The organism is Thalassovita sp. (assembly GCF_965218685.1).
In the GTDB taxonomy this organism is placed as follows: Bacteria; Pseudomonadota; Alphaproteobacteria; order Rhodobacterales; family Rhodobacteraceae; genus Thalassobius.
Genome location: NZ_OZ244657.1, coordinates 1,016,167 through 1,034,924 on the forward strand (window position 1 = coordinate 1,016,167; position 18,758 = coordinate 1,034,924).

The 18,758-nt window shown below is 60.6% G+C and carries 22 protein-coding genes and 1 pseudogene; 16 read left to right on the forward strand and 7 right to left on the reverse strand.

Features of this window, described 5'->3' with window-relative positions:
* Positions 1–3 precede the first annotated feature (3 nt).
* On the forward strand, positions 4–618 hold the full coding sequence (locus ACOQOQ_RS05210; RefSeq protein WP_420569075.1) for a chloramphenicol acetyltransferase: 615 nt from the start codon (positions 4–6) through the stop codon (positions 616–618).
* Between the two features lie 13 nt (positions 619–631).
* Here ACOQOQ_RS05210 and ACOQOQ_RS05215 read toward each other — a convergent pair whose 3' ends face one another.
* Together ACOQOQ_RS05215 and phnF are read right to left on the reverse strand one after the other, a co-directional pair.
* Positions 632–1,813: an alpha-D-ribose 1-methylphosphonate 5-triphosphate diphosphatase gene (locus ACOQOQ_RS05215; RefSeq protein WP_420569076.1), complete on the reverse strand. Its 1,182-nt coding sequence runs from the start codon at positions 1,811–1,813 to the stop codon at positions 632–634.
* Between the two features lie 79 nt (positions 1,814–1,892).
* Complete coding sequence (phnF, locus tag ACOQOQ_RS05220; RefSeq protein WP_420569077.1) at positions 1,893–2,618, reverse strand: phosphonate metabolism transcriptional regulator PhnF; 726 nt, start codon at positions 2,616–2,618, stop codon at positions 1,893–1,895.
* A gap of 104 nt (positions 2,619–2,722) precedes the next feature.
* On the opposite strand from phnF, the gene phnG reads away from it, so the two are divergent.
* Genes phnG through phnN form a run of 7 tightly spaced genes read left to right on the forward strand, consistent with a single transcriptional unit; the run spans position 2,723 to position 7,691 of the window.
* Positions 2,723–3,166 carry a phosphonate C-P lyase system protein PhnG gene (phnG, locus tag ACOQOQ_RS05225; protein ID WP_420569078.1) on the forward strand — a complete coding sequence of 148 codons (444 nt, stop codon included), beginning with the start codon at positions 2,723–2,725 and terminating at the stop codon, positions 3,164–3,166.
* A complete protein-coding gene (gene phnH, locus ACOQOQ_RS05230; RefSeq protein WP_420569079.1) occupies positions 3,166–3,735 on the forward strand; it encodes a phosphonate C-P lyase system protein PhnH in 570 nt (189 codons plus the stop codon). The genes phnG and phnH overlap by 1 nt, the downstream gene beginning before the upstream one ends.
* Entirely contained in the window at positions 3,735–4,820 is a 1,086-nt protein-coding gene (locus ACOQOQ_RS05235; protein WP_420569080.1) for a carbon-phosphorus lyase complex subunit PhnI, read from the forward strand. Before phnH ends, ACOQOQ_RS05235 begins: the two co-directional genes overlap by 1 nt.
* Positions 4,817–5,686 carry an alpha-D-ribose 1-methylphosphonate 5-phosphate C-P-lyase PhnJ gene (locus tag ACOQOQ_RS05240; protein WP_420569081.1) on the forward strand — a complete coding sequence of 290 codons (870 nt, stop codon included), beginning with the start codon at positions 4,817–4,819 and terminating at the stop codon, positions 5,684–5,686. The genes ACOQOQ_RS05235 and ACOQOQ_RS05240 overlap by 4 nt, the downstream gene beginning before the upstream one ends.
* Entirely contained in the window at positions 5,683–6,453 is a 771-nt protein-coding gene (phnK, locus tag ACOQOQ_RS05245) for a phosphonate C-P lyase system protein PhnK (protein ID WP_420569082.1), read from the forward strand. The genes ACOQOQ_RS05240 and phnK overlap by 4 nt, the downstream gene beginning before the upstream one ends.
* A 12-nt stretch (positions 6,454–6,465) precedes the next feature.
* Complete coding sequence (gene phnL, locus ACOQOQ_RS05250) at positions 6,466–7,149, forward strand: phosphonate C-P lyase system protein PhnL (RefSeq protein WP_420569083.1); 684 nt, start codon at positions 6,466–6,468, stop codon at positions 7,147–7,149.
* Positions 7,146–7,691, forward strand: coding sequence for a phosphonate metabolism protein/1,5-bisphosphokinase (PRPP-forming) PhnN (phnN, locus tag ACOQOQ_RS05255; RefSeq protein WP_420569084.1), 546 nt, complete (start codon positions 7,146–7,148; stop codon positions 7,689–7,691). The genes phnL and phnN overlap by 4 nt, the downstream gene beginning before the upstream one ends.
* On the opposite strand, the gene ACOQOQ_RS05260 is transcribed toward phnN, so the two are convergent.
* Positions 7,643–8,356 (reverse strand): DUF1045 domain-containing protein, encoded by a 714-nt coding sequence (locus ACOQOQ_RS05260; RefSeq protein WP_420569085.1) that lies wholly within the window; start codon positions 8,354–8,356, stop codon positions 7,643–7,645. The two genes, phnN and ACOQOQ_RS05260, sit on opposite strands and share 49 nt — an antisense overlap.
* Before the next feature lie 56 nt (positions 8,357–8,412).
* Here ACOQOQ_RS05260 and ACOQOQ_RS05265 point away from each other — a divergent pair, with 56 nt between their 5' ends.
* Together ACOQOQ_RS05265 and ACOQOQ_RS05270 are read left to right on the forward strand one after the other, a co-directional pair.
* Positions 8,413–9,555: an alpha-D-ribose 1-methylphosphonate 5-triphosphate diphosphatase gene (locus ACOQOQ_RS05265; RefSeq protein ID WP_420569086.1), complete on the forward strand. Its 1,143-nt coding sequence runs from the start codon at positions 8,413–8,415 to the stop codon at positions 9,553–9,555.
* 81 nt (positions 9,556–9,636) lie between these two features.
* Positions 9,637–9,759: pseudogene (locus tag ACOQOQ_RS05270) on the forward strand (chemotaxis protein MotB); the annotation flags it as partial.
* Positions 9,760–9,935: 176 nt separating this feature from the next.
* Here the strand turns inward: ACOQOQ_RS05270 and ACOQOQ_RS05275 are convergent.
* Positions 9,936–10,283 carry a flagellar protein FlgN gene (locus ACOQOQ_RS05275; protein WP_420569087.1) on the reverse strand — a complete coding sequence of 116 codons (348 nt, stop codon included), beginning with the start codon at positions 10,281–10,283 and terminating at the stop codon, positions 9,936–9,938.
* Complete coding sequence (locus ACOQOQ_RS05280) at positions 10,270–10,545, reverse strand: rod-binding protein (RefSeq protein ID WP_420569088.1); 276 nt, start codon at positions 10,543–10,545, stop codon at positions 10,270–10,272. Before ACOQOQ_RS05280 ends, ACOQOQ_RS05275 begins: the two co-directional genes overlap by 14 nt.
* A 110-nt stretch (positions 10,546–10,655) precedes the next feature.
* Here ACOQOQ_RS05280 and ACOQOQ_RS05285 point away from each other — a divergent pair, with 110 nt between their 5' ends.
* The 3 genes from ACOQOQ_RS05285 to ACOQOQ_RS05295 are packed head-to-tail and all read left to right on the forward strand — an operon-like array spanning position 10,656 to position 13,708.
* On the forward strand, positions 10,656–12,140 hold the full coding sequence (locus ACOQOQ_RS05285) for a flagellar hook-length control protein FliK (protein WP_420569089.1): 1,485 nt from the start codon (positions 10,656–10,658) through the stop codon (positions 12,138–12,140).
* A 10-nt stretch (positions 12,141–12,150) separates the two neighbouring features.
* Positions 12,151–12,801, forward strand: a complete 651-nt coding sequence (locus ACOQOQ_RS05290) for a flagellar hook capping FlgD N-terminal domain-containing protein (protein WP_420569090.1) — start codon at positions 12,151–12,153, stop codon at positions 12,799–12,801.
* A gap of 58 nt (positions 12,802–12,859) precedes the next feature.
* On the forward strand, positions 12,860–13,708 hold the full coding sequence (locus ACOQOQ_RS05295) for a phosphotransferase family protein (protein ID WP_420569091.1): 849 nt from the start codon (positions 12,860–12,862) through the stop codon (positions 13,706–13,708).
* On the opposite strand, the gene ubiB is transcribed toward ACOQOQ_RS05295, so the two are convergent.
* Together ubiB and ubiE are read right to left on the reverse strand one after the other, a co-directional pair.
* Complete coding sequence (gene ubiB / locus ACOQOQ_RS05300; RefSeq protein WP_420569092.1) at positions 13,691–15,223, reverse strand: 2-polyprenylphenol 6-hydroxylase; 1,533 nt, start codon at positions 15,221–15,223, stop codon at positions 13,691–13,693. The genes ACOQOQ_RS05295 and ubiB overlap by 18 nt on opposite strands.
* A 1-nt stretch (position 15,224) precedes the next feature.
* Positions 15,225–15,977 (reverse strand): bifunctional demethylmenaquinone methyltransferase/2-methoxy-6-polyprenyl-1,4-benzoquinol methylase UbiE, encoded by a 753-nt coding sequence (gene ubiE / locus ACOQOQ_RS05305; protein ID WP_420569093.1) that lies wholly within the window; start codon positions 15,975–15,977, stop codon positions 15,225–15,227.
* 87 nt (positions 15,978–16,064) lie between these two features.
* On the opposite strand from ubiE, the gene mutM reads away from it, so the two are divergent.
* The 3 genes from mutM (at position 16,065) to rpsT (ending at position 18,231) form a co-directional block, all read left to right on the forward strand.
* The gene (gene mutM / locus ACOQOQ_RS05310; RefSeq protein ID WP_420569094.1) at positions 16,065–16,916 is read left to right on the forward strand and encodes a bifunctional DNA-formamidopyrimidine glycosylase/DNA-(apurinic or apyrimidinic site) lyase; all 852 of its coding nucleotides are present in this window, start codon (positions 16,065–16,067) and stop codon (positions 16,914–16,916) included.
* Between the two features lie 64 nt (positions 16,917–16,980).
* Complete coding sequence (locus tag ACOQOQ_RS05315; RefSeq protein ID WP_420569095.1) at positions 16,981–17,757, forward strand: enoyl-CoA hydratase; 777 nt, start codon at positions 16,981–16,983, stop codon at positions 17,755–17,757.
* A 210-nt stretch (positions 17,758–17,967) separates the two neighbouring features.
* Positions 17,968–18,231, forward strand: a complete 264-nt coding sequence (gene rpsT, locus ACOQOQ_RS05320) for a 30S ribosomal protein S20 (protein WP_420569096.1) — start codon at positions 17,968–17,970, stop codon at positions 18,229–18,231.
* Positions 18,232–18,758: the final 527 nt, after the last annotated feature.

Genomic DNA, 18,758 nt, shown 5'->3' on the forward strand with positions numbered 1-18,758 from the left:
GCAATGACCAGACTAAGCGCGGACAAGCCGTTTCTGCACCCGGATGTGGACCTGAACAACGTCACCTTTGGCCGCTATTGCGAGGTGGGCAAAGGCAGCCGGATCGGCCACACACATATGGATGACTATTCCTATTGCGATCGCTACGCCGACATCGCCAACGCCCAGATCGGCAAGTTCGCAAACATCGCCAGCTTTACCCGCATCGGCGCGACGGACCACCCGATGGAGCGCGCCAGCCTTCACCATTTCCTGTACCGCAGCCCCGACTATTTCGAAGGTGCCGAGCTGGATGACGCGTTCTTTGCGCAACGCCATGCGCGCACAGCGACTATTGGGCATGACACCTGGATCGGGCACAATGCCCAGATCAAACCCGAGGTGACTGTTGGGCATGGTGCCGTTGTGGCCTCGGGCTCGGTCGTGACCAAGGATGTTCCCCCCTATATGATCGTCGCTGGCATTCCGGCCAAGCCCCTGCGCGCGCGGTTCCCTGACAAAGTGGCCCGGCGGATGATGGACCTTGCTTGGTGGGATTGGGATCACGACCGCCTGCACGCGTCGCTGGACGACTTTCGCACCCTCAGCGCCGAGGCATTCTTGGAAAAGTACGGGTAGCGCGCCCTTTGCGCTACTCGGCGGCCATCCGCAGCGGTTGCTCGGCGTGGATGAAACGGCGCGCGGCCTCGCCAGACAGGAAGGACAGGCGGCCCCCGGCGATAGTGGCCTCGACCGCGTGGGTGGCCTTGTTCACAACCACCAGATCCGCGCGTTTGCCATAATCGATAACACCGCGATCCGTCAGGCGCATGATCTGCGCAGGGTTGGCCGAGATCAGCGCCCACGCACGCGGCAGGGTCAGCACACCTTCTTCGACCAGGGCAAAGGCCGCGCGGGCCAGTGAGGGATAGAAATAGTCAGACACCAGGGCGGTCACCAACCGATCGCGGATCAACTGGGTCGCGGGGACGTTGCCGGATTGCGAGCCGCCACGCACCACGTTGGGGGCGCCCATCAGCACCGGATCGCTCATTGCGCGGGCTGCTGCTGCCGGGCCGCGGGCCGTTGGGAATTCACAGATACGAGCGCCGATCATCGCATAGCTTTCGCGGGTTTCAGCATCAGGGTCGTCATGCGAGCCATATTGCACGCCCATCGCGTCGAAAGATTCGGCCAGCCGGCACAGATGGCGCGGGACCTGCGGAGCCTGGGCCAAGGTGTCCTTGACCAGTTGCAGGTACTCTTGGGGAGATTTCCCCGCACGGTGCGCCCATTCCGTCAGCTCGGCGGGCCGGGCAAGGGTGATTTCCTCGGCCTGATCCAGATGGTTGTTAAAGACCACGTAGTCCAGTTTGTGTTTGCGCACGGCAGCCAGAAGACGCTCGCCCGTGTCGACCATGTGGGTTTCGTAACGAAGCTGCACGCGCAGGTCGGTCAGCGACTGAGGGCGATAGGCAGCCACGGCATCCAGCAGCTTTTCAGCGTAATCGGGGCTGCGAATACCGCCCTCCCACGACCAGCTTTGCGCCAGCCAAGCGGTGGTCACGCCGTTGGCGGCGGCCTCGCGGTCAGTGTTCTGCAGCCCGGTGACCAGGGGAAATTGCGCCAGGGGACGAGGGGCGATGTGTCGTTCGAATGCATCGCCGTGCAGGTCGATGATACCGGGCAGCACGTAGTAACCGGACAGATCGACCGCCGGGAAGGGACCTTTCGAAATGCGGCCGTCCTCGATCACGATCGAGCGGTCCTGCATTTCCTGCTCGCGCAGGATCGTAGCGCCGGTCAGGCGTACGGGGGGAAGGATACGTGTCATGGCGGTATGCTCTGCCTAAAACGGTTTTGTTGCGTTTTAGGCGGGTTGCGTGTCGCGGATGTGACAAATGCCCTTGTTTTCAGGGATTTCCTGCGACCTGGTCATCCAAAACCAGTGTGATCCGGTCACCAACAAACCAAGTGTGGCCGAACTCGACCGGTTGGCCATCCATATCCACGTTGATTCCTACCGTTCGCAGGATCGGGGCGCCCTCAGAGATACCCAGCTGCAACGCCTGTGTGGCTGTCGCCGTTTTTGCCGTCAATCGGGTCGAGGCACGGGTGTAGTCGGACACGCCTGCGGCCCTCAGCGCCTTGGTTACCGATTTGAAATGGGTCAGATGCCTGTCCAGATCGGGCAATCTTTCGGCCGGAAAAACCGAACGGAACAGCGCCACCGGTGTGTCATCCGACAGCGAAAGCCCTTCGTAAACATGCACCATCGCGCCTTGGGGCATTTGCAAGGCTGCGGCCTCGTCCTGATCGCTGGGACGGGTTTGCAGGGTCAGCACGCGCTTTGTGGGCATGCGGCCCGCCTCGGTCAGGTTCTGGTGAAAACGGACGCGTTTGCCGATGCGGTAATCCGTTGGTTCGGCCAATACGAACACGCCCGAGCCTCGTCGCGCATGGGTCAGCCCCTGATCCGAGAGATCCGACAAGGCGCGGCGCACCGTGTGGCGGTTGACGCCGAAACGCGCGGCCAGCTCGGCTTCGGTCGGGAGCTTGTCTCCAGGGCGATAGTGACCGGCGGCGATCTCGTCCGTCAGGGTCGTGGCGATGGCGCGCCAAACGGGGGTCTTGGGCATATCTTCACCAATATTTCACAATACCGGGCTTGCCGGGTTGGCGCGTCCCAGGGTAATATTTGTCTAGTTGTATAGATTAGTAGACAAATTAGCAAGGTGTCTAGATGGACCCGAATGAAAAGCGCAAAAACTGGATGGGCCTGCTGGCCAAGGCCGACCCCAAGCTGTTGGCCAGTCGCTTTACGGCCTTTGGCGCCGTGCCGGAATTCACATGGCTGCGCGCGCCCGAAGTCGGCGGCACTATGGTTCGCGGGCGAATGGGCGGCACTGGTGCCCCGTTCAATCTGGGCGAAATGACGGTTACGCGATGCTCGTTACGGCTTGCCTCGGGGCAGGTTGGGCACGCTTATGTGCAAGGCCGCGACAAGACCAAGGCCACACAGGCTGCGATCGTTGATGCGTTGATGCAAAGCGATCAGTCGGATGCCGTACAGGCCACTATTCTGGCCCCCCTGCAAAAGGCCCGAGATCTGGCCCGCGCCACCCAAGCCGCTAAGGCCGCAGCCACTAAGGTCGATTTCTTTACCATGGTAAGAGGAGAGGACTGATGCAGGAAACCGCACTGTCCGGAGGCTTTGCCGAGGCCCCGCAACAATCCGCCAGCGCCTTTCGCGCCGCGATGAATGCAATGGCGCGGCCCGGTGCGATCGAGCAGGTTCAGGGCGCCATGCCTCCTGCGCCGATGTCCGTTGCTGCAGGCGTTCTGGCGCTGACGCTGCTGGACGGTGAAACGCCCGTCTATCTGGCCGGAGCACTGGATTGTCCAGACGTTCGCGACTGGATCACCTTTCATACGGGCGCCCCTTTTGCCGGGCGCGAGTTCTGTACTTTTGCCTTCGGCGCCTGGTCCGATCTGATGCCTCTTGCGGGGTATCCCATCGGCACATCTGAATACCCCGACCGCAGCGCCACTTTGATCGTCGAGGTGCCAGATCTGACCACCCAGGGTGCCACCCTGCGTGGCCCCGGCATCAAGGACGTTGCGCATCTGTCAGTGCCAGAGGTACCCGCGCTGCAGGCTAACGCCCGCCAGTTCCCGCTGGGGCTGGATTTCTTCTTTACCTGCGATGATTTGCTGGCCGCCGTGCCGCGTAGCACCAAGTTGGAGACTGCCTGATGTATGTTGCAGTAAAAGGGGGCGAAAAGGCGATCGACGCCGCCCACGCATGGCTGGCCGAGGAACGTCGCGGCGATCCCGCGGTTCCCGAGCTGTCAGTGGATCAAATCCGAGAGCAGATGACGCTGGCGGTGAATCGCGTGATGGCCGAGGGCTCGCTTTATGACCCTGATCTGGCGGCTTTGGCGATCAAGCAGGCGCGCGGTGACCTGATCGAGGCCGTGTTCCTGATCCGCGCCTATCGCACTACTCTGCCGCGTTTCGGGGCCTCGAATCCGGTCGATACGGAAAAGATGCTGTGCATGCGCCGGGTCAGCGCGACGTTCAAGGATGCTCCGGGTGGACAGGTGCTGGGGCCGACCTTTGATTACACGCACCGTTTGCTGGATTTCAAACTGGCCGCAGATGGCGAGGTGCCGCAGGCGCCCACGCGTGATGTCGAACCCACCGAAGTGCCGCATATTACCGAATTTCTGAACCAAGAGGGGCTGATCCAGACCGAGGCCCCCAGCGATGATACGCCCCCTGATCTGACCCGTGAACCGCTGGAATTGCCCGCTGCCCGCGCCCTGCGCCTGCAATCGCTGACCCGCGGTGACGAGGGCTTTGTGCTGGGCATGGCCTATTCCACCCAGCGCGGATATGCCCGCAACCATGCCTTCGTGGGCGAGCTGCGCATCGGAACCGTCGACGTGGAAATGGATATCCCCGAGCTGGGCTTTGCCGTGGACATCGGCGAGATCGAGCTGACCGAATGCGAAACTGTGAACCAGTTCAAAGGCTCGAAAGTAGAACCACCACAGTTCACTCGTGGTTATGGGCTGGTGTTTGGTCAGACCGAGCGCAAAGCGATCTCGATGGCATTGGTGGACCGGGCGCTGCGCTGGAAAGAACTGGGCGAGGACAACCAGGGTGCCCCCGCGCAAGACGAGGAATTCGTGCTGTACCATGCCGACAACATCCAGGCGACGGGATTTCTGGAGCATATCAAGCTGCCCCACTACGTCGATTTCCAATCCGAGCTGGAATTGGTCCGCAAAATGCGCGCCGAGGCGATGGGCCAAGTGCAGGAGGCCGCCGAATGACCGACTATAATTTTGCATACCTGGATGAGCAGACCAAGCGGATGATCCGCCGGGCCATCCTGAAGGGTCTGGCGATCCCCGGCTATCAGGTGCCCTTTGCCAGCCGCGAAATGCCCATGCCCTATGGTTGGGGTACGGGCGGTGTACAGGTCAGCGCGGCGGTGCTGACCCCGCAGGACACGATGAAGGTGATCGACCAGGGTGCAGACGACACGACCAATGCAGTGTCCATCCGCAAATTCTTTGAGAAAACCGCGGGTGTGGTCACGACCGAGGAAACCACCAAGGCGGACGTGATTCAGACCCGCCACCGCATCCCCGAGGAACCGCTGCGCGACGACCAGATCCTTGTCTATCAGGTGCCGATCCCCGAGCCTCTGCGTTTCCTTGAACCGCGCGAGACTGAAACCCGCAAGATGCATGCGCTTGAAGAATACGGGCTGATGCATGTGAAACTGTACGAGGATATCTCGCATAACGGGGCGATCTCGACCTCGTATGCCTATCCGGTTCGGGTCGAGGGGCGGTATGTGATGGACCCTTCCCCCATTCCGAAGTTTGACAACCCCAAGCTGGAAATGGCCGCCGTGCAGTTGTTTGGGGCCGGACGCGAGCAACGGATATACGCCCTGCCGCCTTACTGCGAGGTTGTCAGCCTGGATTTCGAGGACCACCCGTTCGAGGCCAGCAAAGCCGATCACGCATGTGATTTGTGCGCGTGCGAGACCTCGTATCTGGACGAGGTGATCGTGGATGACGCAGGCGGGCGGATGTTTGTCTGCTCGGACACTGATTTCTGTCGGTCGCGCCGTGCGGCGGGCCATATCGGCGCCCAGGGCGCCCCGTTCGAGGAGGCCGCCCAATGACGCCCCTGTTGCAGGTGAACAACCTGTCGAAATTCTATGGCCAACGGATTGGCTGTGCTGACGTGTCCTTTGATCTGTATCCCGGCGAAGTGATGGGGATCGTGGGCGAAAGCGGATCGGGAAAATCGACGCTGCTGAACTGTCTTGCCGGTCATCTGGAACCGGATGCCGGCGAGGTGCTTTTCCATACGCGAGCGGATGGAATGCGCGACACAGTAACGATGAGCGAGCCCGAGCGCCGAATGCTTGGCCGCACCGATTGGGCCTTTGTGCATCAGCACGCCCGCGACGGGCTGCGGATGGGTGTCAGTGCCGGCGGCAATGTCGGCGAGCGCTTGATGGCCGTGGGCGAACGGAACTACGGTGATATCCGCAGCAAAGCGATCGACTGGTTGGACCGCGTCGAAATCTCTGAGGATCGGGTGGATGACCGCCCCAGTGCCTTTTCCGGCGGGATGCAGCAGCGCCTGCAAATCGCGCGGAACCTGGTCACGGGGCCGAGGTTGGTTTTCATGGACGAGCCGACCGGTGGTCTGGATGTGTCGGTGCAGGCCCGTCTTCTGGACCTGCTGCGAAGCCTTGTGCGCCAGATGGGTCTTAGTGCCATCGTGGTCACCCACGATCTGGCCGTAGTGCGTTTGTTGGCGGACCGATTGATGGTGATGAAGTCCGGTCATGTTGTGGAAAGTGGGCTGACTGATCAGGTGCTGGACGATCCGCAACATGGGTATACCCAGCTGCTGGTCAGCTCGGTTCTGCAGGTCTGAGGAGGCGGCGACATGATTGAGATCGAAAATGTCTGCAAAGAATTCGTACTGCACAATCAGGGCGCTGCGGTTATCCCGGTGATGAAGGACGCTTCGTTATCTGTTGCGCCGGGCGAATGTGTTGCGTTGATCGGGGCCTCGGGCGCGGGGAAATCCACGCTGATGCGGATGATCTATGGCAACTACCTGGTGAACTCGGGCACGATACGGATCGGTGGGGTAGATGTGGCCAAGGCTGAGCCTCGCCAGATTCTGACCCTGCGCCGTGAAGTGTTGGGCTATGTCAGCCAGTTCCTGCGGGTGGTGCCACGGGTGCCAACGGTGGATGTGGTGGCGGAACCGCTGCTAAGTGTCGGGGTGACCGAAGATGTTGCGCGGGCCCGTGCACGCGAGATGCTGGAGCGTCTGAATATCCCTCAGCGGTTGTGGTCCCTGTCGCCCACGACGTTCTCGGGCGGTGAACAGCAACGGGTGAACATCGCGCGTGGGTTTGCGCATGGGTTTCCGGCGCTGCTGCTGGATGAGCCGACCGCCAGCCTGGACGCCCGCAACCGTGACGTGGTTTTGACCCTGATCGAAGAGGCCAAGGCCCGCGGCGCAGCGATCGTGGGGATCTTCCACGACGAGGCCGCGCGCGAGCGTGTATGCGACCGTCAGATAGACGTGACCGGGTTTTCTCCGCAGGTTGCGGCATGAAGCAGGGGCGGTTCATCGCGGTTGTCGGTCCCTCGGGTGCGGGCAAGGACACGGTGATGGAGGCTGCATGTTCCCGTCACCCCGACTTGCGCCGCGTGCGCCGGGTGATCACCCGCAGCGCCGAAGCGGTTGGCGAGGATGCCGAGGGCGTGACGCCTGAAGCTTTCGAAGAGATGGCCGAACTTGGCGCCTTTGTTCTGGATTGGCGCGCCCATGGACTGCGCTATGGCATTCCGGTCGGGGTTTTGGATCAGCTTGAGGCTGGGAATGACGTGCTGGCGAACCTTTCGCGCTCGGTGCTGCCGCAGCTTTCGCAGATTTTCCAGCGGTCCCGGATCGTGTTGATCACCGCCTCGCCTGACGTACTGGCGGGGCGTATCGCCGCGCGTGGGCGCGAAACGGCCGAGGATCAGGCCAAGCGCTTGAAACGTGCTGATTTCGCCTTGGCCGATGGCCTGAACCCTATCGTCATCCGCAACGAGGGCACCCTGGATCAGGCGGTTGCTGCCTTCGAGGCGGCGCTGATACCGGAAAGCGCATAGCGGTGAATCAGATGGAACATACCTGCGTCATCCTCGCCAACCAGGCACAACGATCTGACCTGAAAGGGCTGCGGCAGAAGGGGCGCGATCAGCGATTCAATCTTGGCATGGGTTTGTTCCGCCTCGGCGCGGGGCATTTTGCCCGTCAGGGTGATGTGGAACCGGAACTCGTCCATCACATAGGGATATCCCCACTGGGCCAAAAGCTCCTCTTGCCGTGTGGACAGGTGGGCCTTGCGGCGGCGCTCCAGTTCGGCCGCATTCAACGGCGCGCGGAAATCATCAAGGTCACGCACCACAGTGCCGGCCAGCGTGTTCAGCGGGGTCGTGTCGCCCGCTACGGTCAGTGCCAGAAAACCGCCCAGCCGGGTCAGCTCCAACCCGTCCAGCGTGATTGGGACCAGCCGGTTGCACAATGCGCCAAGGCCGGTGGCCAGATCATCGACCGAACGGCCGGGCGCCAGCCGAAACGGAGGCTTCACCGTCCCGTGCAGACCATATTTGCGCGGGGTGTCGGTCAGCGCGGCAATATCCAGCCCTTCGATCTTGGGATGGGGCGTGCGCGCGCCCGCAACCATATCCCAACCCAGCCAATTTGCGCCAAAATCCGCCAAAGGGCCGGGCTCGGGGGCGTAGTAGACAGCGAAACGTTTGTAATTGGTCACGTGGTGGCCTCTGATCTTATCTGCAGGGCGGCATGAGGCCGTAAGGTAACACGAGCATGACAAATCAACTGATCCTCGCCAATGCCAATCTGGTGCTGAGCAACGAAGTGGTCCGCGGGACCGTCACTGTAACCGATGGGGTTATCACCGGTCTTGACCAGGGCACGCATGTTCCCGCCGGTGCCGAGGACATGGAAGGCGACCTGCTGTGTCCCGGCCTGATCGAGCTGCATACGGATAACCTTGAGCGTCACATCCAGCCGCGCCCCAAGGTCGACTGGCCTCATGCCGCGGCGATTGTTGCCCATGATGCTGAGCTGGCCAGTGTCGGTATCACCACGGTGTTTGATGCGATGCGCGTTGGCTCGATCCCTTCGGGGAAAGGGCGGTATCTGAAATACGCACGGTCCCTGTCGCGTGAACTGCTGGAGCTGCGCGAGGCCGGGGCGTTGAAAATCAGCCACTATCTGCATCTGCGCGCCGAGGTCTGCTCGGAAACGCTGGAAGAGGAAATGGCCGAGTTCGGCCCCGAGGATCGCGTGGGTATTGTCAGCCTGATGGATCACACACCGGGACAGCGGCAATTCCGCGACCTGTCCAAGCTGAAGGCCTATGTCATGGGCAAAAACAACATGACCGAAGATGACTTTGTCGATCACGTTGCCAACCTGCGGGACATGCGCGCGCGAAACGGGGCCCGTCACGAGGCGCTGGCCGTGTCCGAGGCGCGCCGCTATGGCGCTGTGCTGGCCAGCCACGATGACACGACCGAAGAGCATGTGAAAACCTCGGCCGAGTACGGCATTCATCTGGCCGAATTCCCCACTACGGTCGAGGCCGCGCGAGCCTGTCACGCTCATGGTATTGCCGTGATGATGGGGGCGCCGAACCTGATCCGCGGCGGGTCGCATTCAGGCAATGTCGCGGCGGGTGATTTGGCCGAACTGGATCTGCTGGACATTGTTTCTTCGGACTATGTGCCCGCGGCGCTTCTGTCCTCGGCGCTGCTGCTGGGGGATATGTGGGGTAATATGGCGCGCGGGATCGCAACCGTAACCAAGGCCCCAGCGGATGCGGCAGGTCTGAAAGATCGCGGGCGCATCGCGCTGGGCGAGCGTGCTGACATGATCCGCGTGACCCGGATCGGTGGGGCCCCGGTGGTGCGCGGCACTTGGGTCCAGGGTAAACGCGTCGCCTAATTCGTGCAGCATTTTAGCTGTTAAGAAGCTGGAAACCCGCCGCCTGCTAAGCCTGTTCCTGGGTGAGAAAGAGGTGGTGAGATGAGCACGCATTCCAATGCGGCGCCAGTCATCATCAAACGGAAAAAAGTTGTCAGCGGCGACGGACACCACGGTGGGGCGTGGAAAGTTGCCATAGCATTTCCTCTTGTCTTGGTCGCGTTTCGCGTCCGGTTGATCATCCCGCCCCCTTTGGACGGATCGAGGGTCATTCAGACCATACAGCCCCGTATGTTGTTGCTGTGCCATCCGACGTGGATGCGGGATCACCTTGGACGTTCAATGACTAAGAGAGTGCTAAGCCCCAAATTTGAATATTCTGAATTTTCATAAACTGGCGACTAGGCGCGTTTTTCGACCTTGCCGGCATGGGCTGTGGGAATTGCATTCCTGCGCCCCGAACTGTCATAGGTCTCAAGCGATTTACGCAGACGTTTCAGCGTGTCCAGCCGGTTCGAGACGCGCTGAATCCCTTCCATCGCGCTGGTCAGCAGGGTGTGATTCCGCGCCAGGCGATCATGCAATGCGCGCAGATCAACAGGATCATCCGCATCTTCCAAACAGTCCACCAGAGCCTGTTTGCGCTCCAGTAGCGCCGGCAGCTTTGACAGTTCGCCGCTTAGAAGACACTGTCGTTCCTCATCCAAAAGGCTGCGCAAATCGCGCAAGATGGCCTTATTGTCCTGCATTGTCCTTCTCCTTCAGTGATTGAAATAACGATTCCGCCAATCCGATTCCCCCGGCGCGGACCATTTCTTGTGCTTGTGCGTCGCGCAGGAACGAGGCGAATTGCTCTTCACCGATGCCCCCACCGAAAGTTTCAGAAGCTTTGCCAACCCCTGCGGCCTTCAGCATTTCTGACAGGAACGAGGCCTCGATTTTCTGGGCGGCCTCGCGCAGCGCCTGAGTTCTTTGCGGCGAGGTTTGGGACACGAGGGGAATGTCGGTCACGGGTATCTCCAATTTGAGCCAGTTTTTTCAAGCTTGGTCCGTAACTGGTAAAGATGTGGTAACCACCTTTGCGCATTTTCAGGGCGACGAAAGAAGTTCGGAGCCGCAGAATGAAGTTTGCCCTGCCTATGCCCACATTTGCCGTCCCTACCAGCGGTGAGGGGCTACAGCCGGCGCTGGATGAAACGACCTTGATGGAAGAATCGGGTGTGCTGGTGTTCGCTGCGGTTTTCGACGCCGCCGGTCCGGAGAACTCTGGTGGGCGCGTGGAAACACCCTCAGTTGACGTGCCTGCACTGGATCAACATGAAACTGCTGCAGCGGACAAAACGACGACGACCATAGATGGTGGTGCCGCAGAGCAAGCTGGCAGAGACGACAAGAACACAACATCAGCGCGGCAGGTGGCGGTGCAGCCCGTCGCCGATCTTCAGACGCCTGACAGGCCGGCGGCAGGTCCATTCTCTCCAGGTTTGATCGAGATTGGCGGTCTGAAGAAAAATGCGGATGCATCGGCCACGCCGATCCGTGCAGAAGGCGAGACGGGTGCGCCTTTGCCATCGCGCGCCGAACATCCGATTGTGCCTAAGGAAAACATCGCGATGTCGGCAACAAACACTGACGCGCGCATCATGCCAATGGTCAACATGGAGGCCCCGGCGCCGGTTACATTTGCCGGCAGCGTTTCACCGCTTTCCGCCTCCGCTCAGATGTCAGCCACTGCGCCAGAGTTTGCGCCGTTGGTGACCAAGGGTGAATTGGACTTCGGCGCCGCTCTGTTCCTTTCAGGGAAAACAGGCCTCGCCGGGGTGGCAGATCGCAGCACTGCTTTGCCCTTGATGGTGCAAGGTTCGGGCGCTGAAGCAATTCCTACGCTAATGGATGGCGCACCGCAGTCCTCGCGCCTGACATCTTTAAACGCGGCCGAGCCGCGACAGGTTGAGGTTCCTCCGGCAACGGCGCCGGTCCAGCCCTCTCAGTCAGACTTGGGTGAAAGACAAAAACCATCGCCAGTCCCCCAAAACCAGGGTTTTCCGCCCTCGGAGAATGCCGCAATGAACGCGCCGGTTTTGCGGGGGGACACGTTGCCGGCTCTTGCGACTCCATCCGTTCAACCTGCTGCCGAAACCATGGCGGACACAAGCCCCGCCGACCCGGTGCCGCTGATCGACGGCACATCGGTGCGGACCCCGGCCAACCCAACCACGATGCTTCCGGCCAAACCTGTTGTGATACCGCAGGTGATGCCTCATCTGGCTGAACTGGCAATCCCACGCGCGGACCAGATCGAGATTACCCTGTCCCCCGACGAGTTGGGCCGTGTGCGACTGGCGGCGACACAGACCGACAATGGCGTGGTTCTGCTGGTTCAGGCCGAGCGCACAGAAACACTGGAACTGATGCGTCGGCACATGTCCGACTTGCTTGGTGATCTTCAGGACATGGGATTCGCCGATATCAACTATTCTGCCGGGCACCAGCAGGATCAGCCTGCCCAAGATTCTCCATCATCTGCGCCCGATTCTTCTGAACCCCGGGAAGATTTCACTCCCCAGCAAACACTGCCTCAGGGCGGACTGGACCTGCGGCTATAAGGAACGCGATATGACCACAGTTAACGCCACCCAAAACGCGCTGGCCTCGAACGCGATAACAACGCAGCCCTCGACAGTTCTGAGTTCGGATTTCGAGACATTCCTGAACATGCTGACCGTTCAAATGCAGAATCAGGATCCGTTGAATCCGATGGATTCGTCGGAATATGCGATGCAGCTGGCGACATTTTCGGGGCTAGAGCAGCAGGTGCAAACGAACGATCTGCTGAGCAGCTTGATCTATCTGGGCAGTCAGTCCGGGGTCGCGGATCTGGCGGCCTGGATCGGGCTCGAGGGGCGCTCGAACGGGCCGGCGCATTACGATGGGCAAACCGGGGTCGAGGTTCTGGTTGCTCCGGTCGATTATGCCGACAGCGCGCAAGTCGTGGTCTATGACGAGGATGGCAACGAGGTTGATCGGTTCGATATCGACCCCGCCGACAGCACCACCACCTGGGACGGGGCGGATCAGGCCGAAGGCTTGTATTATTTCCAGGTCGAAAGCTTCGTGAATGGCAACCTGACCGAGATTTCTGCCGCTGAAACCTGGGCTCGCATCAGCGAAGCGCGCAGTGAAAGCGGCGCGGTGGTATTGGTGCTGGACGGCGGCGGCGAGGTTTATGCTGACCAGGTGACGGGCGTGCGCGATCCAGCGAGCTGATTGCCGCGCCCGGCGAACTGACATAGTTTTGTCCGGCCAAAACTGTACCGGACATCTTATGCCGCCTGATCCCCGCCTTGCTGCGCGCCTTATCGCAGATTGTTTGATCGCTGAAGGACAGGAATGGGTTCCGTTGACCGGTGGGCAAACCAATCGTTTGTGGCGCGTTGGGGACGCCGTGGTGAAGTGTTTCGCCGCAGGTAACGACAATCCCCGGTTTCCGAATGATCCGGCGCAAGAGGCCGCCGTTCTGCAGCACCTGCAAGGATCTGGTGTAGCGCAGACGTTGCGCGGGCAGGTGCACCACGCGGGCCAGACCTTTCTGGTGTTCTCGCACCTCGAAGGGAACTGTTGGCATTCGGATACCGCGCAAGTCGCGCGGTTACTGCGCCGTGTGCACGCGGTTTCGCCCTTGGCGGGGATGCGCAGACAGCTGGGCGGATCGGCCGCGATCAGGCGTCAGGTGCAGGAAATTCTACCCCAGTTACCCACAAACATGGCGTCGCGCCTTTATGCGGCGCGCCCGCAGTCAGGCGCCGTTCCGCCCACACAGGAATGCGCCTTGCTGCACGGGGACCCGGTCCCCGGTAACATCCTGGAAACGCCCAGTGGGCTGCGCCTGATTGATTGGCAATGCCCAGCGGTGGGTGATCGGACCGAAGATCTGGCCCTGTTCCTCTCTCCTGCGATGCAGTTGGTGTATCGCGGTTCACCGCTTGAGCAGGTCGAGATTGACGCCTTTGCAGCGGCCTATGGCGATGCCCATACGATCGAGCGAATGCGTGCCATGCAGCCGTGGCATCATTGGGCGATGGCGGCTTATTGTGCTTGGAAGGCCTCTCGGGGCTCGAAAATCTATGAACGCGCGACGGAGCTGGAACTGACCGCCCTAGAGCAAAATATGTAGGGCAGCGGCCCCGCCAGCGCCAACCACGATCCCCAGTGCCGTCCACAAAACCGGGGCTTTCCCCGAGCTTTTCTTGATGGGTTTCGGGCCTGCTGCCTGACGGATCAGAACGGATTCGACCAGGCCGGGCAAGCGCGGACCAAAGCGCGCCAGAACTCGGGCGGTCTTGGCCAGATCGCGGGCCACGGCGCGCGGGCCGATGGACTGCGTGATATAGGATTGCACGACGGGTTTGGCGACTTCCCAGATGTTGACCTGCGGGTGCAACGAACGCGCCACACCTTCGACCACCACCATGGTGCGTTGCAGTAGGATGAGCTCGGTCCGCGTTTCCATACCGAAGCGTTCGGTCACCTCGAACAGATAGTTCAGCAACCGCCCCATCGAAATGTGGGTCGCGTCCATGCCGAAAATCGGCTCCCCGACGGCACGCAGGGCACGGGCGAATTCATCAACGTCCTGATCGGCGGGAACATATCCGGCCTCGAAGTGGACCTCGGCGACGCGCATATAGTCGCGCTGGATGAAGCCGAACAGGATCTCAGCATAAACCCGGCGGGTGTATTCGTCGATATGACCCATGATCCCGAAATCATAGGCGATGATGTCCCCGTTCGCAGCGACCTTCAGGTTCCCCTGGTGCATGTCCGCGTGGAAAAACCCATCGCGCAGGGCGTGGTTCAGGAACAAGCCCAAAACCCGTTCCCCCAAAGCACGGCGATCGTGCCCGGCGGCGTCGATGGCGTCATTGTCGCCCAGCGGTACGCCTTCGGCCCAGGTCATGGTCATCACGCGGCGCCCGGACAGATCCCACTTGATTTGCGGCAGCTGAAAGCCTTCGTCCCCAGAGGTGTTGGCCTGAAACTCTGACGCCGAGGCGCTTTCAAGGCGCAGATCCAGTTCGCCCTGCACCACGCCCTCGAAATGCGAGATCACGTCGCGGGGGCGCAGACGCCGGGAGGCAGGCGACAGAAACTCGATGACATCCGCCGCGAAATAGAACGCGTCGATGTCGCGCTGAAAGGCGCGCTCGATACCGGGGCGCAGCACTTTGACAGCCACGTCTTCGCCGGTGTCCTTAAGCCGCGCCTTGTGCACCTGAGCGATCGAGGCGGCAGCGACGGGTTCCGAAAACTCGCTGAACATCTCGTCGACAGGTGAGCCCAGTTCGGCAGCGACCTCTTTTTTGGCGGTCTCGATGGAAAACGGTGGCAGCTTGTCCTGCAGCACGCGCAATTGCTGCGCCATGTCATCGCCCACGACATCCGGGCGGGTCGAAAGCACCTGACCAAACTTGATATATGCCGGTCCCAGCGCGGTCAGCGCACGGGTGGCGGGTGGCATGTCCGGATCGCCCTTGTAGCCAAGCCAGGCAAAGGGCCAGGCCAGTGTGCGGGCCAGAATGCGGACAGGGCGCGGGGCATCCATCGCATCCAACACAACGCCCATGGCGCCAGTGCGTTCCATGGTGGCGCCAGTGCGGATCAGGCGCCAGATGTTATGAGGTCCGCGCATCTTAGACCTTCCAGCCAGAGTGAAGGCAGGCAATGCCCATGGTCAGGTTGCGGTATTTCGCGTTCTCGAAGCCCGCCTGTTTCACCATATTCAGGAACGTGTCCTGATCGGGGAACTTGCGGATGGATTCGACCAAATATTGATACGAGTCCCGGTCATTCGCGATCACCTGACCCAACTTGGGGATGATGTTGAACGAATACAGGTCATAGACCTTCTGCATCATGTCGTTGGGGATCTGGCTGAATTCCAGCACCATCAGACGACCACCAGGTTTCAGGACGCGGTAAGCCTCGTTCAGGGCCTCTTGCGGGCGGGTGACGTTCCGAATGCCAAAGCTGATCGTGTAAACGTCAAAGGTGTTGTCATCAAAGGGCAGGGCCATCGCATCGCCCACGACCCAATCCAGACTGTCTGCCATACTGTCCGCCTCGGCGCGTTGGCGGCCTGCGATCAGCATGGGTTCGGTCAGATCGCACACGGTGGCGTGGGCCTGACCTGCGCGTTTCAAATACCGGAACGAGATATCTCCGGTCCCCCCAGCCACGTCCAGCAAACGGGTATTCGGGCGCGGGGCCAGCCAATCCATCATCGCGTCTTTCCAGATGCGGTGGATGCCCATGCTCATGGCGTCGTTCATCACGTCGTATTTCGACGCGACCGAGCCGAACACCCCCTGCACGCGCCCGGCCTTTTCATGCTCGGGGACCTCGGTGAAACCGAAATGAGTGGTTTTCTGATCTGTCTGGGTCATGGGCTCTTGCCAGTCCGTTGTTCTGACCCTTCTTATAGGGCGCTGAGACGGCGCTGCAATGCGCTGAACTGTCTAATAGGAGCAAACATGCCCGAATTGCCCGAGGTTGAAACCGTGCGCCGTGGCCTTGCGCCCTCGATGGAGGGGGCGGTGATCGCACGCGCGCGGGTGAACCGGCCCGATCTGCGCTGGCCGTTTCCGGAACGGATGGCGGAACGGGTGACTGGGCAAAAGGTGTTAGGGCTGCGGCGGCGGTCGAAATACATTCTGGCCGATCTGGGTTCAGGCGAGACGCTGCTTGTGCACCTGGGCATGAGCGGGAGGATGACCGTTTCGGGGGACCCGCTGGGCCAGTTCGTGCATGATCATCCCGCGGCGGAAAAGCATGACCACGTAGTACTGGACATGGACAACGGCGCGCGCATCACCTTCAACGATCCGCGTCGGTTCGGGGCGATGGACCTACTGGAAACGGCGACGGCGGATCAGCACAAACTGCTTGCCTCGATCGGGCCCGAGCCCTTGGGCAACGATTTCCACGAGGAATACCTTGTGAATGCCTTCCGTGGCCGCATGAGCCCGGTGAAAACCGCCCTTCTGGATCAGAAGATCGTGGCCGGGCTGGGCAATATCTATGTCTGCGAGGCGCTGTTCCGTGCGGGTATCAACCCCAAGCGCAAAGCCGGACAGATCAGCGCGAATCGGGTGGTCGGATTGGTCCCAATCATCCGTGACGTTCTGGCCGAAGCGATCGAAGCGGGCGGATCCAGCCTGAAAGATTTCCGCCAGGCCAGCGGCGAGCTGGGCTATTTCCAGCACCGTTTTCGCGTTTACGGACAAGAGGGAAACCCCTGTAGCACAGCTGGTTGCCCGTCGATTGTGCATAGGATCACCCAATCGGGGCGGTCCACTTTTTACTGTCCGACCTGCCAAAGATAGCTTGATCCGGGCGCAGGGATTGGCCATCAATCGGGACTGACCGGAACAATAGGAATCTGAACACATGGCCTACGAGACGATCATCGTCGAAGTTGAAGACCACGTCGCCCTGGTTAAGCTGAACCGGCCTGACGCCATGAACGCGCTGAACATGCAGCTGCTGACGGAACTGGCCGATGCCATGACCGCGGCGCAACAGAACGACAAGGTGCGCTGCATCGTTCTGACTGGCTCGGAAAAGGCATTCGCTGCCGGGGCCGACATCAAGATGATGAGCTCGAAAAGCTACACCGAAGTATTCACCGAGGATCTGTTCGGTCCCGAGATGGCCGAGATTGGCCGCGTCCGCAAACCGATCATTGCTGCCGTCTCCGGCTATGCGCTGGGCGGCGGGTGCGAGCTGGCGATGCTGTGCGATTTCATTATCGCATCGGACACCGCGAAATTCGGTCAGCCCGAGGTGAACCTGGGGGTGATGGCCGGTATCGGTGGCACCCAGCGCCTGACCCGCGCCATCGGCAAGGCCAAGGCCATGGACATGAACCTGACGGGTCGTTTCATGGACGCCGAAGAGGCTGAGCGTTCTGGTCTGGTCAGCCGCGTTGTGCCCGCGAAAAAACTGATCGAGGAATCGCTGGCTGCGGCTGCCAAGATTGCCGAAAAGTCGATGATCTCGGTCACTGCGATCAAAGAGGCCGTAGACCGCTCGTTCGAGGTGCCCCTGCAAGAAGGGCTGCTGATTGAACGCCGCCTGTTCCATTCGATGTTCGCAACAGAGGACCAAAAGGAAGGCATGGCCGCCTTCGTTGAAAAACGCACCCCGCAATTCCGCGACAAGTAATGCGATGGCGTGCGGCTTCGTTCCGCGCGCCTTTTTCCAATTGATACGGGTCCTTTTAGATTCAGGTTGTAATTTCCGGAATCATCAGTAAAAGGGCGCGATACATGCGCGTGAAGCCCGCTCTGGCTAGAATCATTCCCGACAGGACTGACTGTCAGATGGGGGTTGCGCGCAATCGAAATGTAACCCCAATCCAAGGGATGATTTGAAATGGCAAATTCGCCTCAGGCAAAAAAACGCGCCCGTCAGAACGAACGCCGCGCTGCAGTCAACAAAGCACGTCGTTCGCGTATCCGCACCCAGCTGCGTAAAGTCGAAGAGGCAATCGCCTCGGGTGACCAGGCAGCCGCCAAAGCCGCCCTGCAAGCCGCTCAGCCCGAGCTGATGCGTGGCGTCACCAAAGGCATCTTCCACAAGAACACCGCAGCACGCAAAGTGTCGCGCCTGTCGGCTCGTGTGAAGGCGATGGCCTAAGGAAATGATCTGAGAATCGGATCTGTTCCGAGGATCAGAAATTCTTAAAGGGCGCCCCTCTGTGGGCGCCCTTATTACGTTCGTAATTGTGACATAATCGTTGCAGTCGGCCGCGCCCTCCGAGATTCTTTTTCGGATTCTCTGAGTCAAGCCCCGAAGTTCAGTTGCCCCCTCGGCCAACGTCTTGCTAGCTTGGCCTTGCGATTCACATCGCCTTGGGGGGACAGGTTTGACATCGTGCCGACGCTACGCGGCGCAGGTCATAAGAACGCTGCTTGTGGTCCGTTTTTGTAAAACAGGGCCCAGGTAGAGTTCGCGCAAAGATATTGCGTCTTGTCCAAAATTTTGTGCGCAAAGCGTGCAACTAATGGGTGATCGGTCCTTGGGACGACCGAACGCTTCATGGTTGGCGCAGTGTGCAGCTGGACCGAAAGGGACCGAACAGCCCGCAGAAGCATTCTGCGGGAAAAGAGTTCTTTTGTCCGGCGTTGATGAGATGAGTGGTTCTGCGACGGGTAACTGAGGTC

Coding starts and splice junctions, on each gene's coding strand:
- ACOQOQ_RS05210 (WP_420569075.1), top strand. CDS start 4: ATGACCAGACTAAGCGCGGACAAGCCGTTTCTGCACCCGGATGTGGAC.
- ACOQOQ_RS05215 (WP_420569076.1), bottom strand. CDS start 1,813: ATGACACGTATCCTTCCCCCCGTACGCCTGACCGGCGCTACGATCCTG.
- phnF (WP_420569077.1), bottom strand. CDS start 2,618: ATGCCCAAGACCCCCGTTTGGCGCGCCATCGCCACGACCCTGACGGAC.
- phnG (WP_420569078.1), top strand. CDS start 2,723: ATGGACCCGAATGAAAAGCGCAAAAACTGGATGGGCCTGCTGGCCAAG.
- phnH (WP_420569079.1), top strand. CDS start 3,166: ATGCAGGAAACCGCACTGTCCGGAGGCTTTGCCGAGGCCCCGCAACAA.
- ACOQOQ_RS05235 (WP_420569080.1), top strand. CDS start 3,735: ATGTATGTTGCAGTAAAAGGGGGCGAAAAGGCGATCGACGCCGCCCAC.
- ACOQOQ_RS05240 (WP_420569081.1), top strand. CDS start 4,817: ATGACCGACTATAATTTTGCATACCTGGATGAGCAGACCAAGCGGATG.
- phnK (WP_420569082.1), top strand. CDS start 5,683: ATGACGCCCCTGTTGCAGGTGAACAACCTGTCGAAATTCTATGGCCAA.
- phnL (WP_420569083.1), top strand. CDS start 6,466: ATGATTGAGATCGAAAATGTCTGCAAAGAATTCGTACTGCACAATCAG.
- phnN (WP_420569084.1), top strand. CDS start 7,146: ATGAAGCAGGGGCGGTTCATCGCGGTTGTCGGTCCCTCGGGTGCGGGC.
- ACOQOQ_RS05265 (WP_420569086.1), top strand. CDS start 8,413: ATGACAAATCAACTGATCCTCGCCAATGCCAATCTGGTGCTGAGCAAC.
- ACOQOQ_RS05275 (WP_420569087.1), bottom strand. CDS start 10,283: ATGCAGGACAATAAGGCCATCTTGCGCGATTTGCGCAGCCTTTTGGAT.
- ACOQOQ_RS05285 (WP_420569089.1), top strand. CDS start 10,656: ATGAAGTTTGCCCTGCCTATGCCCACATTTGCCGTCCCTACCAGCGGT.
- ACOQOQ_RS05290 (WP_420569090.1), top strand. CDS start 12,151: ATGACCACAGTTAACGCCACCCAAAACGCGCTGGCCTCGAACGCGATA.
- ACOQOQ_RS05295 (WP_420569091.1), top strand. CDS start 12,860: ATGCCGCCTGATCCCCGCCTTGCTGCGCGCCTTATCGCAGATTGTTTG.
- ubiB (WP_420569092.1), bottom strand. CDS start 15,223: ATGCGCGGACCTCATAACATCTGGCGCCTGATCCGCACTGGCGCCACC.
- ubiE (WP_420569093.1), bottom strand. CDS start 15,977: ATGACCCAGACAGATCAGAAAACCACTCATTTCGGTTTCACCGAGGTC.
- mutM (WP_420569094.1), top strand. CDS start 16,065: ATGCCCGAATTGCCCGAGGTTGAAACCGTGCGCCGTGGCCTTGCGCCC.
- ACOQOQ_RS05315 (WP_420569095.1), top strand. CDS start 16,981: ATGGCCTACGAGACGATCATCGTCGAAGTTGAAGACCACGTCGCCCTG.
- rpsT (WP_420569096.1), top strand. CDS start 17,968: ATGGCAAATTCGCCTCAGGCAAAAAAACGCGCCCGTCAGAACGAACGC.